Consider the following 15,101-nt stretch of genomic DNA (forward strand, 5'->3'; position numbering starts at 1 on the left):
ATTGGTTCAGGCTCAGAAATTGGTTCAGGCTCAGAAATTGGTTCAGGCTCAGAAATTGGTTCAGGCTCAGAAATTGGCTCAGGCTCAGGCTCAGAAATATTATCTATAGCAGTATTAGTATCAGCCATGTTTACAAACTGATTAATATCGGCTGTATTTGTTGAAGATGTACTTTCTGAGAAGTGATCTTCATTGCCCGTCATCTGATTAGCACTTTGCTCAACGCTATTATTAACTTCCTCATTAACAATAGCTTGCTGATGAACATCATTAACATTATCAAGGTTATAAGTTTGTGATTCATGCGATGATGCAACATGACCTACAGAAGCTATAGATTCTGATATATCTGTTGAGCCAGTTGATTCAATCGAATGAGACTGTAAGACTTCATCAACGGGTAATGGGCGAAACGCTAATAGACGTAAGATACACATTTCAAGCGCTTGCATTGGCGTGCTAGCAAGTTTGATACCTTCACGTGCTTGTACCACAATTTCGTAATATAACTGCAATACATCAGGACTAATATGCTGGGCAAGTGCATTAATATTTTGTGCTTGCGCTTCATTTACATTTAAAGCAACTTCCGGTAATAGCTGTGTTAATGCCAATTGATGCAGCAGCTCAGCGAGTCCATCAAACATACTGGTTGCATCGACCATTTGCGCGCGCATTTGCTCAATATGAGCAGCAACAGCTGACTTGTTATGATTATAAATATCTGTAATTAGACTGACCAAATCAGCGGCGTCAATCAAACCTAGCATCGCATTAACCGTCACATCATCAAGTGACCCTTGACCAAAGGCAATGGCTTGATCAGTTAATGACAGCGCATCACGTACAGAGCCTTTTGCCGCACTTGCCAGCTGCCAAAGCGCAGGCTGGGTATGAGTAACTTGCTCTTGCGTCAACACGTTTGCTAAATGCTCACTGAGTAGCGTCTGCGGTAAAGGGCGTAGCACAAATTGCAAACAGCGCGAGATAATCGTAATCGGTAGCTTTTGTGGATCAGTGGTCGCAAGTAAGAACTTAACATGTTCAGGGGGTTCTTCTAGTGTCTTTAGTAGCGCATTAAAGCTATGCGTAGATAGCATATGCACCTCATCGATAAGGTATACTTTATAGCGGCCTTGACTTGGCGCATAAGGGACATTATCAAGTAGCTCGCGTGTGTCTTCGACCTTGGTACGCGAAGCTGCATCAATCTCAATCAGATCGATAAAACGCCCTTGGTCAATGGCGATACAGTTGTCACAGACACCGCATGGTGTACTGGTAATGCCAGTCTCACAGTTTAGACATTTAGATAGAATACGGGCAATCGTCGTCTTACCAACACCGCGCGTACCAGTAAATAGATAGGCATGATGCAGACGATTATAATCAATCGCATTAATCAACGCTTGTGAGACGTGCGTTTGGCCGACCAACTCGTGGAAGTTTTTTGGGCGGTATTTACGCGCTAGAACTTGATATTGCTGCGACATAGCTATCCATTGTGCCAAGTGGTTAAAGTTCTTATTTTGAGTATGCTTTTTGAGTGTTTATTATAGCAAAAAGCCAGCGCATTCGTCTGGCTTCTTACTGGTTCAAAAATGACTTAACAACCACTTAGTCAGTGGCCGTTAGCCAAGAGCATTAGTCAAGAAATATTGATCAAATAATACTCAATCATTAATCCGCTTTTCGGCGCATATGCGGAAATAAAATCACATCACGAATACTGGCAGAGTCAGTAAATAACATCACCAAGCGATCAATACCGATACCCTCACCTGCTGTCGGCGGTAAACCATAAGACAAGGCCTCGATATACTCTTCATCAAAATGCATCGCCTCTACATCGCCAGCATCTTTTTCAGCGACTTGGCCATGGAAGCGTTCTGCCTGATCGGCAGGATCATTTAATTCGCTAAAACCATTCGCCAACTCACGACCACCAATAAATAGCTCAAAACGATCCGTAATTTCGGGATTATCATCATTACGGCGCGCCAGTGGTGACGTCTCAGCTGGATATTCTGTGATAAAAGTTGGTTGACGCAGTTGATGCTCAGCCGTCTCTTCAAAGATAATGGTAATCAATTTACCGATACCAAAGACATCTCTTACTGGCTGTTTAAGCGTGTTCGCTACATAATCTGCTAGATAATCGCGATCATTGATACGTGCCATATCAAAGTCTTCAGCATATTTTTCGATAGCTTCAGTCATAGTTATGCGCTCAAACGGCGCTTTTAGGCTGATACTTTCTTCTTGATAAGTGATTTCGGTCGTGCCCAAAATATCCATTGCAAGCTTATTAAACAAACGCTCCGTCAAGTCCATCAAATCATGATAATCAGCATAGGCCTGATAAAATTCAATCATGGTAAATTCAGGATTGTGGCGCGTGGATACGCCTTCGTTACGAAAGCTACGGTTAATCTCAAATACCTTTTCAAAACCGCCCACAACCAAGCGTTTTAGGTAAAGCTCGGGCGCGATACGCAAATATAATGGCATGTCCAATGCATTATGATGCGTCACAAACGGACGTGCGACAGCACCACCTGGGATAGGATGCATCATTGGGGTCTCAACTTCCATAAAGCGCTCATTCAACATAAACTGACGAATGCCGCTGATCACCTGGCTGCGAATCACAAAAGTGTCACGAGTCGTCTCATTGGTCATCAAATCAAGATGACGATTACGATAGCGCGCTTCTACATCGGCCAAGCCATGAAACTTATTTGGCATTGGACGTAGTGATTTGGTCAATAAGTGGAATTCTTCAATATGGACATAAAGATCGCCTTTTCCTGAGCGACCGATATAACCTGAGACGCCAACAATATCACCTAAATCTAGCGATTTGATGCTAGCGCGTGTTTCTTCATCTAGCTCTTTACGAGCGACGTAGAGCTGAATGCGACCCGTCATGTCTTGAATGACAATAAATGAGCCACGATTGAGCATTACTCGCCCTGCCACATGAACCTGTGTTTTGTCACCCTTAGACGCATTATCTTCAATTTCTTGCTTTGACACACCCTCAAAAGCCGCTTGCAGATCTTTGGCATAATCAGTGCGTTTGAACTGGTTAGGATATGGCTGTTTGCCTGAAGCACTGATATCATCAAGCTTAGCTTGCAGCTGTGCGATAAGCTCGTTGGCTTCTTCTAAGGTTGGGGCTTGGTCTTGGTTCTGATTTTGATTATTGGGCTTTGACATAACACTCTCAAAATGATTGGATATTTATGGGTAGTCTTTTAAAGATAAAAACAAAAAAAGCAGTTTGTGAAAACTGCATAAACATAGCATTGGTTATAGCCATTATGTATTGGGGTCTGCTGACCCTAATGAATCAAACTTTCATACGGAATATGAAGCTCTTGATGAAGCTTTTTTATCATAGACAAGCTTAATGGACGCTTACGATTTAAAACCTCCGATACTTTGCTCGGTGCTCCTAAGTACCTCTCTAAGTCTTGCCTACTTAAGTTGAGGTTTTCCATCTGAAACTTAATAGCCTCAACTGGCTCTGCATGTTCAATTGGATAGTATTGATTTTCGTAGGCTTCAATTAAAGTCACTAGTACATCACGAGTATCTGCTTCAATACTGCCTTCAGGCGCTTGAAACACTGCTTCTAATTGCTTAAATGCTTGTTTTAAATCCTGATCGTTTCGGATTGGTTTAATATTCATTAACCACCTCGACATCTATTTTGTCATAATCGCTATGAGTACCAATAAATTTTATCCAAACAATACCAACTTGATATTGTATCTCTACGACTAATCGATACTTGTTTCCAGCGATATTAAAAACAATTCTGTTATTGGCACATATGCTCGCATTCTTGAAAGCATCTTTGATATCTTGAGGTGACTTCCAGTCTGCTTTTATAGTGAAATCATGCCATGCTTCAAGCTGACCTTTTGCATCATTACAGTTAGGTTGTTCCCAAAATTTACGTAACGTGCTTTTCGCTATGATTCTCATATGACTTTATTATATTCCCATTTTGGGAATATAGCAATCCTAACAATCATTTAATAAGCCTTTTATGGAAGTTAAGAGTGTACATTAGCTACATTTTAATCAAGCAGCCTTCTTACTCACCACCGATACTGGCCATCAAGTCCGCTTGATGCTCACGTAGTAACGAGTCAAGCAACTCATCTAAGTGGCCTTCCATGATGGAATCAAGCTTATATAAAGTCAGATTGATACGATGATCAGTCATACGTCCCTGCGGGAAATTATAGGTACGAATACGCTCTGAGCGATCACCACTACCAACCAAGTCACGGCGCATCTCATCTGCAGTATCTACCTGTTCTTGCACTTTGGCTTGCTGAATACGTGAGATAAGCATCTGCATCGCTTTTGCTCGGTTTTTATGTTGGCTACGCTCTTGCTGACATTCTGCCACCACACCTGTAGGGATATGGGTTAAACGTACAGCAGAGTCTGTGGTGTTAACGTGCTGACCGCCTGCACCGCTTGAGCGGTAAGTGTCCATCTTGATATCAGCAGGATTAAGATCAACGCTATCATCGATTTCAACTTCAGGCATGACAGCGACTGTACAGGCCGACGTATGGACGCGGCCTTGGCTTTCTGTCTCAGGAACACGCTGGACACGATGCGCACCAGATTCAAACTTGAGACGACCATAGACACCAGTACCTGATACACGAGTAATAATCTCTTTATAACCGCCGTGCTCACCTTCATTGGCCGATAGCACCTCTACCGTCCAACCTTGATTTTGGGCGTACTTTTGATACATACGGAATAGATCACCGGAGAAAATCGCGGCTTCATCACCGCCAGTACCTGCACGAATCTCCAAAAATGCCGGAACTTTATCATTGGGATCTTTTGGCAGCATCATGACATTGAGCGCCTCTTCCATCTCAATTATGGTATGACGGGCGTTATCAATCTCATCCTGCATCATCTCTTTCATTTCTGGGTCTGATGCGTCCGCTAGCATACTCTCGGCATCGGCTTGATCGCCTTCTGCTCGTAGATAGTTTTGCCATAAGGTCGTGATGTCCATCAAATCACTGTGCTCAACCGACAGCTCACGGAATTTATTATTATCACTAATAACACTAGGATCGGACAATAAGGCGGTAACCTCTTCATAGCGGTCTACCATCTGGTCTAAGCGCAAGCGCAAGGATTCTTTCATAAAAGGGCTTTTTATAAATAAGGGAAATAAGAATGCGATTATAGCAAATTTTTGCACTGAAATTAAAATCACTGCTCAAACTTAGGCTTTATAGTGATAAATAACTTTAAATTTGCTCAAAGGACAAAAATTGAACCATAAAAAATAGCCAAGACTGCTCTTGGCTATCTGATTTATTATAAGCTTTAACCATCAAAAAAGACGATTTTTAAACCTTACGTACTAGCACTGATCCGATAGAGTAACCGGCACCAAATGAGCAAATTACGCCCAAATCACCAGACTTAAGATCATCTTTATAACGATGGAAGACTACCATAGGACTAGATGAGCTGGTATTAGCAAATTCAGCAATGACGCTTGGTACGATAGCTTTATCCGCCTCTTTACCCATAACTGTGCGCAAAATAAGATCAAGCATATTGGCATTGGCTTGGTGTAGCCACATCATCTTGACTTCTTGTGGTTCCAAATCATTTTCTTGTAAATGTTCAAGAATAATCTCAGATACCTTTGGACAGACCTCGCGGAATACTTTACGACCATTTTGTAAAAACAGTTTGTCCGTTACTGGCTCTTTGATATCAGGATACATTTGTGTTTCGGCTGCCAAAAACTCCGAGCGATCCATAAAGCCGTATTCGTTTTTGATATTGGTAGAAAATTCGGTAAACAGTTTACTGTTTAAAATCTCATAACCTTTTGGTGTGTCCAGCTCTTCTACGATACAAGCAGTTGCGACATCACCAAAGATAAAGTGACTGTCACGGTTACGCCAGTTTAAATGCGCGGAGGTAATCTCGACGTTGACCACAGCGACGCGTTTAGCAAGGCCTGATACAATAGAACCATGCGCTTGTGATAGACCAAAAGTTGCAGCACTACAGGCAACGTTCATATCATAAGCGTAGCCACCAACCATGCCGATTTCTTTTTGAATCTCGATGGCAACAGCAGGATAGGTACGCTGAAAGTTTGAGCAAGCCAGTATGATACCGTCTAAATCGTTGGCTTCAAGTCCTGCATCAGCAAGCGCATCTTTGAGCGCCGCCGCCCCCATCTCCGCCATGACGGACAGCTCCTCGCCCAAGTTACGATAGGCAATCACTGGCGCCATGATCTCGGGGTTCAAAATACCGTCTTTTTCCATTACGTAGCGTGATTTAATGCCTGATACTTTTTCGATAAACTCAGCGGATGAATGCTGGAGTGCAGGGATAGTATCATTGGCTATCTCGTCAGCATGTGCTTCGTTATAATTGTCAACGTACTGGTTAAATGACTCTACCAGCTCTTCATTGCTAATGCTAAAGGGAGGGACATACAGGCCAGTACCGGTGATACAAGTCGTCATGATAAGCTTCCTTGTCTACTACTATTTGGCTTATTAATAAGCATAAAAAGGGAGAAAATAGCGCAAGTCTAATTTCGGTGAATAACTGTAAACTTAAAATCAATGTCTTTATTATGCCTGAATATTATTATTTTTCTAATACTTTGTTACAAATAATCAATTTCATGTCAATAATCGGCAAAGGCTTACGCTATTGACGCCTACCTACTATATAATTAACCTCATTTAAACGCACTTAATTTTGGCAAGATAATAGCTAGGGAACATAATGGAAGGTCTTTTTATTTGGTTATTCGGACAATATGCCGATTACCCTACACTCTTTATTATACTAGAAATAATCGGCGTTATCTTTGGCGTTGCCAGTGTATTGCTTGCCCGCAAGCTTAGTGTCTTAGTCTTCCCCATTGGCCTAATTAGTACTGCTATCTTTGTGTATTTGCTATGGGAATGGCAGCTATTTGGCGACATGTTTATCAATGCTTATTACACAGTAATGGGCTTGTATGGCTGGTTTAATTGGTCAAAAAACAAAACGGCAGTCAAAGGTAGAAGCAAAAATCCCAATCAAGACGATATCAGTATTGAGCATATTCAATCAAGTGATATGCCAATAATGGCGCTATTGGCGGCTGGAACAGTTGGCTTTGTGGCGCTGGTTTATTATTTCCGCCCTGTGATTAACAACGGTTTTAGCTTCGATGGTGCAATATTAGGTCTGCATTTATTTACTTGGGTTGATTATACCGATATGCTGACCACAGCATTATTCTTAATGGCTATGTGGCTTATGGCAAGCCGTAAAATTGAGCATTGGCTACTATGGATAGTCGCCGACGCGATTTCAGTGCCATTATACTTTTACAAAGGCCTCACCTTTACCGCATTACAATACGTAGTGTTCACTCTCATCGCAGTTTGGGCTTATTATGAATGGCAACGACGCTACCGCATTCAATCTCACGCAGCATACGCATAAACCAGTTATCAAGGTTGCCATCTTAGGGGCAGAAAGCACTGGCAAGACCACATTATGTCGTGATTTGGCAACGCATTTTGGTAGCCTTTGGGTACCAGAGTATATGCGTATTTATTTGCAAGAAAAATGGGATAACGAGCAGATGACGTGCACTTGGGACGATCTATTACCCATTGCCCAAGGTCAAATCAAGCTTGAGAATAAACTGGCCCAGCAAGTGGCTCAAGATTTTTTATCTCGCCTGGGCACTGAAACTGTTACTGACACTCAAAAATATCTATTTTGTGATACCAGTTTGTTTGAGCTAATGGTTTATTCAAATTGGTATTATGGCGACTGTCCTCTTGCGCTAAAACAAGCCGCGCTGGCGCATCATTATGATTTAATACTATTAACAGACGTTGATATCCCTTGGGTCGCTGATGACTTGCGAGATAGTCCGTATGAGCGTGAAGAGATTAGTGCTTACTTTGAAAATCAGTTGAACAGTCATGATAAAAAATTTAAGCGAGTTAGTGGTAATAGAGAGGAGCGAGTTCGACAAGTGATTAATTATTTAAAGTGATTTTTACTTTTGCTTAGGCTATTTTGTTCTCCGTTGATTAAGCCAATAATCATTCGCCCTTCATTTCCACTCTCAAACGCCCTTTTATTAGGAATTTTCTTGAAAGCCACACTATACACGATAATTGCTTTGATAGCCTTTGCTGCAAACTCTCTGCTTTGTAGAATGGCGCTGGCAGAGGGTTATATTGATCCTTGGAACTTTACTATTATTCGCTTATTGGGTGGTGCTGTTTGTTTGGCCATTATCATGAATGTACATCAGCGTCGTCTACAGCAGCCAAGTACGCCTCATCAAGATACAGATGTTTTAAGAGAGACTATTTTAAAAGATAAAGGCAGCTGGTTAAGCAGTCTCAGCTTGGTGATTTATGCGCTTTGCTTTTCGCTCGCCTATGTGGAGCTTGATACTGGCACTGGCGCGCTTATTTTGTTTGCCGCCGTTCAACTTACCATGATCGGCTGGGGCATTTATCAAAAAGAGCAAATAAGTACCATACAATGGATAGCTCTTTTTGTAGCATTCGCAGGTTTCGTTTATTTAATGCTCCCTTCAGCAGTAGTACCCTCACTGATTGACGCGATGATTATGGCAATAAGCGGTATCGCATGGGGCGTTTATAGTATACGCGGCAAAGCTTGCCTATCCCCGCTTCGCGCTACAGGTTTTAACTTCATCAGAAGCCTTGTCGCTATTCCTTTGTTGTCTTTGATAGGAATAAATTATTTGACAGATATCAGTACAGAAGGTGTCATATTAGCAAGCGTGTCAGGTGCCATTACTTCTGGCGTTGGCTATAGCCTCTGGTATGTGGCCATGCCATTGTTAAAAAGCACTCAAGCCGCGGTTGTACAGTTTTGTGTGCCGGTATTGGCGGCTATTGCAGGTGTAATGTTTTTGTCTGAACAACTAACCTTGCAATTTATCATTGCAACTATAGTGATTTTAGGTGCTGTTTCAGTATTTGTCTTAACCAAACAAACATCAAAACCCCCTGCCCATATTGAGACAGTTAGATAAATGTTTTTAAATTACCAAACCTATAACAATCAGAAACACTTTAGATACTATGTTAACGCCAAACAATAACGTTAAATAAATCTATTACTTGTAACATACTGCTTTACATCTCAAACAACAAAAATCTTGAGGACTATTATGAAAAAATTATTAGCTGTTGCGCCTTTTGTCGTACTACTAGGAGCATGTGCAACTAACGCACCAACCACTACGACAGCCCCTACTACCAACACGCAACAAGTGGTACAGTCATTTACTTGTGAAGATGATGGTGTGGTGACTGCCGCTTATGCAGCTGACGGTCAAGCAGCCAAACTTAACGTTACCCTGCCGAAGATTGGTTTAAATAATGCAGACATCGAGATGAAACAAGCAGTATCAGGTTCTGGCGCTCGCTATATTAATGACGTTAACCCTAAAACGACTTATGACTGGCAGACCAAAGCTGACTTTGGCATTATGACGATCAGCTCAGACAATGGTCAACAATATAGCGTTAACTGTAATATTTAATAGAATGCTTTTATAGTCATTGCAATTAGTCAGTAAAAAACCCCACGTAATATATTACGTGGGGTTTTTTGTGCTCTATCTTAAACAGTAGCAAAAAGACTGCTCACTTATTTGTTTTTCTTACCCACGAATTGTACCACTGCACTAAGACCTTGATGGTACTTGCCTTCTAAAACCATACGCTGTTTTTCAACGCCAATGATTTCTTGTAATTCTGTAAGCTCGTTCTGCATATTTTTAAGAGAGTTAAAACGCGCTTTTTGCGCAGCAGGTGGTCCGCCAACAGCTTCCATAGACAGTTGCTGCTCGGTATAAGCTTCAAGAATAAAGACCCCATTTGGTCTCAGCGCTGGGACAATCTGTGTATGAATATACCGACGAACATCGGTAGGCATATGCGCCCAAATGGACACTATACCATCCCATTCATTTTCACCGAATTGATAATCCGCTAAATCGGCCACTTGAGTGGTAATGGTGACATCTTTATCCATAGCCAGTTTTAATGCTTTGTTCAAGCCTACATCAGATAAGTCCATGGCAGTGACTCGATAGCCTTGCTCAGCTAAAAACACTGCGTTCCTGCCTTCGCCTTCTGCCAAACACAGCACGCGTCCCCCTGCTGGTATACGCTGGAACTGCTCTTTTAAAAAGTCATTTGGTTCTGTACCAAAAGCAAACCCTGGTTCGCTATAGCGTTCATCCCACATGTCATTTTCCTTTTGTATTTTATTTAGTCTGCTAATTATTACAGTTATAGTACCGTGGGTAAGGCACAATAGGAACCACAATATCAAATATGAGATCACCTATCTTTATAGCTACATGAGACAACAACCAAAGTTTGTGAGAATGGTGTTACTCGATACTTGTAGGATCTGTACAAAGACAGGATTAGCGCTATCGGGGGTTTTTCATCAATAAAAAAACTGAATTAGCGCTTGCTAGTCCAGCCTTTTCTATTTATAAAATGGAAATTACTTTATATAAAAGTAGCCACCATTTTAGCGTAAGAGAAAATGTATCATTTTCTAGAATGCAATTTTTTAACGCATTTTATCCCATACCTTATTCAACCGTTTTGGTGATACTGCCATACGCGTTTTCATGGGTTGCGCGAACAGCTGGATACGATACTCTTCTACCATCCAGCGATACTCACTGATGGCCGTATCGCTGGCACGATTAGCCAATCGCTCCATATGCACATCGAGCGCATAAACGCCATCGAGATCAGCATCAAGGTTGTGCTCAAGGCGTTCGATACGAATCTCTAGTGCCTCTAAATAGCGTGGATACTGCTGCCAATGACTATAATCCATTCGGTAGACAAAATCAGACAGACGCAAATCCTCTAGCTGGTCTTCGATATCATCGATAGACTCGCCAAACACTTCACGATCCAGCATAAGTAAGCTTTGACGAATACGCTGCCAGCGAGTATAGACATTTTTTAGGGTTTTGATGACACTTTGACCCGTCAATAAAAAGTTACTAACCACGGCCTCAAGCGTCTTTGCATACTCCTCTGGGGTAAATGGCAGCTCCTCACTCAGTCCAATCGCGACATCATCTGCACTCTCAGGTAGGTCCTCATTATGATCAAATAAGACATAATGCTCCTCAAGCGTCGCATCAAGTGTGGCATCGATGACAATGGTTTTTAGCTTTTCCATATCGCCAAGCGGGGCAAAGGCTAATTTAAATATCTTATCGACTTGACTGGTCAGCTGCTTTCTTTTGGCACCAAGCTTACCTTTGATCAAGGTTAGAACGCCAATGCGATGCGCCTGTAGTGCCGCGTTTACATCGGTGTATTGATGAATCGATACCGCTTCGCCCGCCTCATCTGCGACCAATGCAGCAAATTGCTTCATCACCACGCCTGCGCTATGATGGTTTTTACTAAAAGCAAAGTGCTCAGGGAAAACAGTGTGCGCGCCTTGCTGCTCATTGACCGCTTGACGGGTCTCTTGAGCATGACGAATCTGTAGCGTCTGTAGATCGCGGCCTTTTTCGATGATGCGGTTTTTGTCATCGACCACGCAGATTTGTGGTTGCAAATAGCGATCAATGCTGGCCGGATTAAAGCTCTCCTCGGTCACCGACATAATGCCGCGACGATTTAGCGCTTGGCATAGCTGCTTGAGCAGTCCCTGTCCACCAGCGGGTCGCAATTCATCAAATAAGCTATCAGCAGTATCAGGAATCGGGACGATTTGTCGACGGATATCTTTGGGCAGAGACTTTAGCAGCTGCAATACCAGCTCATAACGCCAACCGGGTACGCCCCACAATAACTCAATAGCATCAAGCTGCGGCAGCGCAACAAGTGGCACGCGAATGGTCACGCCATCATCATCACTGGCAGGATCAAAAATGTAACGTAGCGGCAGCTTTAAATCGCCCAGTTTCCACACTTCTGGGAAGTCGCCTGTGGTCGGCGCTTGGCTATTGAGCACATCATCATCAGTAAAGAATAGATATTTGCTATCGTTTTTTTCTACTTCTGCACGCCAATCTTCAAAAGCTTTACGGCTGGCGACATGCTCAGGAATCTTTTTATCATAAAACTGATACAGCGTCTCTTCATCGACGAGTAAATCACGGCGGCGTAACTTATCTTCAATACGCTCAACATGAGCGATTTTGTCCATATTGTGCTGTAAAAATGGTGCCTGACGACCCAAGTTACCTGTAACTAAACCATCACGGATAAATATCTCGCGCGACTCACTTAGATTGACCTGCTCGTAGTTGGTCAGCTGCTTACTGATGATAATAAGCCCAAACAAACTAATCTGCGCGTAAGCTTTCACGCGGCCTGTTTTCTTCGACCAATGTGGCTCAAAATAGTGATACTTTAATAAATTACCGGCCGCTGAGATGATCCACTCTGGCTCAATCTTGGCAACGGTACGCATAAAGACTTGGGAGGTCTCGACTATCTCAAAGGCTATGATCCAAGGTGGCACCTGTTTAAACACGGTACTGGCTGGAAAGATTTTGGCCTTTTGCTGGCGAGCAGCGAGATACTCTCCGCGATTTTCGGTTTTATGAGCAATCGTAGACAATAAGCCCGTTAGTAATGCACGATGCAAATTGGCATATTTGACCGCTTTTACTTCCTCGTCTTCTATACTGGTAGGGTCACTATTATTCGCCTCTTTTTTACTGTCTTTATCATCTGTCAGCTTAAGATCTGTAACCATCTGCACCAACTGACGATGGGTTTGATTCCATTCGCGCACTCTTGGAAAGCTCAAATAGTTCTTCTTGGTAAACTGCTTACGCTGATTACCAGACAGCTTATTGCCGTCTGCATCCTTTTCAAACAAGGCTTTCCACAGGCTAAGATAAAACAAGAAGTCAGAATCATCTTGACGAAACTCTGCGTGCTTTTGGTCCGCTTGCTGGCGCTTATTGACTGGGCGCTCACGCGGGTCTTGGACAGCAAGGGCTGCGACGACGATTAGCATCTCGCGGATACAATCAAAGTCGCTACCAGCAACCAACATACGGGCCAGTCTTGGATCAATGGGCATACGCGCCATCTTCTGCCCAGTAGACGTGAGACGCAGATGATCAAGCCCTTTTTGGCGTTTGTTTTTGCTGTTTTTATAAGCAGTATCAGCCTTAGTGGTAATCGCCCCTAGCTCATCAAGCAGTTTATGACCATCAGTGACCAGACGGCTATCTGGCGGCTCAATAAAAGCAAAATCATCGACACTACCCAAACGCAGATTGGCCATTTGCAAAATAACAGAGGCAAGGTTGGTGCGCAGTATCTCAGGCTCGGTAAACTCTGGACGGCCGCTAAAGTCCTCTTCACTATACAGACGAATACAAACGCCTGGCGCGACACGGCCACAGCGCCCTTTACGCTGATTGGCAGCCGCTTGCGAGATGGCTTCAATCGGCAAACGCTGTACGCGCGAACGATACGAATAACGCGAAATCCGCGCAAAACCCAAGTCAATCACATAGCGAATGCCGGGTACGGTCAGCGCAGTCTCAGCGACGTTGGTGGCGATAACGATACGCCGACCACGACCTGACGGCTGAAAGATACGTTGCTGCTCTTCATAGGTCTGCCGTGCAAACAACGGCAACACCTCTGTATGCTTTGGTCCATGACGCACGAGCACGTCTTGTAATTCACGAATCTCCGCTTCCGTCGCCGCAAATATCAAGATATCTGCTTGATCAGCGTGGCCCTTATTTTGCGCATCGCTAAAACATTCTTCAACGGCGGCAACCACCGCACGCGGCAAATTCTCCTCAAAGTCATCGTAGCTATCATCATCAGAGCTACCTACTGGCTCATCAGTGAGCGGACGGTAGCGTACTTCGACAGGATAGCTACGACCTTCGACATTGAAAATGGGCGCAGGGACACTACGCTTTAGCTTATTATCATAGCGGCTAAAGTATTCACTAAAACGCTTGGTATCTAGGGTGGCTGAGGTAATAATAACTTTTAAATCGGGGCGTTTGGGTAGCAGTTTTTTTAGATAGCCCATGATAAAGTCAATATTTAGGCTACGCTCATGCGCCTCATCAATGATGATGGTATCGTATTTACTTAAAAACCGGTCATGACCGAGTTCAGCCAATAAGATACCATCGGTCATCAGCTTCACCACTGATTGCGCCGACCCTTGCTCATTAAAGCGAATTTTAAAACTGACCGTATTACCGAGCTGCTCACCCAATTCTTCAGCGATACGGTTGGCTACGCTACGTGCTGCGAGCCTGCGTGGCTGGGTATGCCCTATCTGACCAGTAATACCGCGACCTGCCAGCATAGCCAGCTTTGGTAATTGCGTGGTCTTACCAGAACCCGTCTCGCCTGCGACAATGATAACTTGGTTATCAATAATAGCTTGTACTAAATCCTCAGCACGTTGGCTTACCGGCAGATCTAGGTTTAAGGTCGTAGGCAAATTGTCTGGAATACTATCAATACGTGCTTGTACCGCTTGCTGTGATCGGGTTTTAATTTTATCGTACTGCGCACGTTTTTTAGCTAATTCTTTATCTGCTTTATTCTGCTTTTCATCATCAGACTCTTTATTAGATTTTTTGTTTTTAGCCACGGCAGTGCGCGCCAGCTCTCGCTCAAGGCGACCAAGATAATACTCGTCTTTAGCAAGGACTGGTAAATCAGAAGCACGGGCACTATTCACAGTATGAGTGTTTAACCGCGGTACTTTATTGTCAAAATCAGCTTTAATATTAGTGTTTGTTTGTGTTTCTATGTTTTGCAATTCTTTAATTTGATTCGGCATATCTGCTTAGGCTATTTATTATAAGAGAGTGTCTAGATTATGGGGATGTTTTAGGCGTGATTCAAGATAGTTGTGGTGTTTGGTTGGTAACTATGTATACTATTACCACGGTATAAAATACTACATTAGAAGTTTTCAAACTCATTGTCTATAAGCTTAAGCTTAGTTAGCAGTCCTTATCT

The 15,101-nt window shown here is 43.0% G+C and carries 12 protein-coding genes and 1 pseudogene; 5 read left to right on the forward strand and 8 right to left on the reverse strand.

Features of this window, described 5'->3' with window-relative positions; genetic code table 11:
- The first annotated feature begins 36 nt into the window (after positions 1-36).
- Positions 37-141, forward strand: a complete 105-nt coding sequence (locus Q0890_RS13685) for a hypothetical protein (protein WP_367276825.1) — start codon at positions 37-39, stop codon at positions 139-141.
- Here Q0890_RS13685 and dnaX read toward each other — a convergent pair.
- The 6 genes and pseudogenes from dnaX to Q0890_RS00030 form a co-directional block, all read right to left on the reverse strand.
- Positions 108-1,493: pseudogene (gene dnaX / locus Q0890_RS00005) on the reverse strand (DNA polymerase III subunit gamma/tau); the annotation flags it as partial. The gene Q0890_RS13685 and the pseudogene dnaX overlap by 34 nt on opposite strands.
- Before the next feature lie 187 nt (positions 1,494-1,680).
- The gene (gene lysS / locus Q0890_RS00010) at positions 1,681-3,222 is read right to left on the reverse strand and encodes a lysine--tRNA ligase (protein ID WP_299215842.1); all 1,542 of its coding nucleotides are present in this window, start codon (positions 3,220-3,222) and stop codon (positions 1,681-1,683) included.
- A gap of 125 nt (positions 3,223-3,347) precedes the next feature.
- Positions 3,348-3,698 (reverse strand): transcriptional regulator, encoded by a 351-nt coding sequence (locus tag Q0890_RS00015; protein ID WP_299215845.1) that lies wholly within the window; start codon positions 3,696-3,698, stop codon positions 3,348-3,350.
- Positions 3,688-3,996 carry a type II toxin-antitoxin system HigB family toxin gene (locus tag Q0890_RS00020; protein ID WP_299215848.1) on the reverse strand — a complete coding sequence of 103 codons (309 nt, stop codon included), beginning with the start codon at positions 3,994-3,996 and terminating at the stop codon, positions 3,688-3,690. The genes Q0890_RS00015 and Q0890_RS00020 overlap by 11 nt, the downstream gene beginning before the upstream one ends.
- A 112-nt stretch (positions 3,997-4,108) precedes the next feature.
- Complete coding sequence (gene prfA / locus Q0890_RS00025) at positions 4,109-5,197, reverse strand: peptide chain release factor 1 (RefSeq protein ID WP_299215851.1); 1,089 nt, start codon at positions 5,195-5,197, stop codon at positions 4,109-4,111.
- A gap of 208 nt (positions 5,198-5,405) precedes the next feature.
- Complete coding sequence (locus Q0890_RS00030; RefSeq protein WP_299215854.1) at positions 5,406-6,551, reverse strand: beta-ketoacyl-ACP synthase III; 1,146 nt, start codon at positions 6,549-6,551, stop codon at positions 5,406-5,408.
- A gap of 268 nt (positions 6,552-6,819) precedes the next feature.
- Between Q0890_RS00030 and pnuC the strand changes: the two genes are divergently transcribed.
- The 4 genes from pnuC (at position 6,820) to Q0890_RS00050 (ending at position 9,628) form a co-directional block, all read left to right on the forward strand.
- A complete protein-coding gene (pnuC, locus tag Q0890_RS00035) occupies positions 6,820-7,530 on the forward strand; it encodes a nicotinamide riboside transporter PnuC (RefSeq protein ID WP_299215857.1) in 711 nt (236 codons plus the stop codon).
- Entirely contained in the window at positions 7,481-8,095 is a 615-nt protein-coding gene (locus tag Q0890_RS00040; RefSeq protein WP_299215860.1) for an ATP-binding protein, read from the forward strand. The genes pnuC and Q0890_RS00040 overlap by 50 nt, the downstream gene beginning before the upstream one ends.
- A gap of 99 nt (positions 8,096-8,194) precedes the next feature.
- Positions 8,195-9,115: a DMT family transporter gene (locus tag Q0890_RS00045; RefSeq protein WP_299215863.1), complete on the forward strand. Its 921-nt coding sequence runs from the start codon at positions 8,195-8,197 to the stop codon at positions 9,113-9,115.
- A gap of 138 nt (positions 9,116-9,253) precedes the next feature.
- Positions 9,254-9,628 carry an MliC family protein gene (locus tag Q0890_RS00050; RefSeq protein WP_299215866.1) on the forward strand — a complete coding sequence of 125 codons (375 nt, stop codon included), beginning with the start codon at positions 9,254-9,256 and terminating at the stop codon, positions 9,626-9,628.
- Positions 9,629-9,735: 107 nt separating this feature from the next.
- Here Q0890_RS00050 and Q0890_RS00055 read toward each other — a convergent pair whose 3' ends face one another.
- Positions 9,736-10,338, reverse strand: a complete 603-nt coding sequence (locus Q0890_RS00055) for a methyltransferase domain-containing protein (RefSeq protein ID WP_299215873.1) — start codon at positions 10,336-10,338, stop codon at positions 9,736-9,738.
- 336 nt (positions 10,339-10,674) lie between these two features.
- Complete coding sequence (hrpA, locus tag Q0890_RS00060; RefSeq protein WP_299215876.1) at positions 10,675-14,919, reverse strand: ATP-dependent RNA helicase HrpA; 4,245 nt, start codon at positions 14,917-14,919, stop codon at positions 10,675-10,677.
- Positions 14,920-15,101: the final 182 nt, after the last annotated feature.

It is taken from the genome of uncultured Psychrobacter sp., assembly GCF_947488565.1.
GTDB classification, from domain to species: domain Bacteria; phylum Pseudomonadota; class Gammaproteobacteria; order Pseudomonadales; family Moraxellaceae; genus Psychrobacter; species Psychrobacter saeujeotis.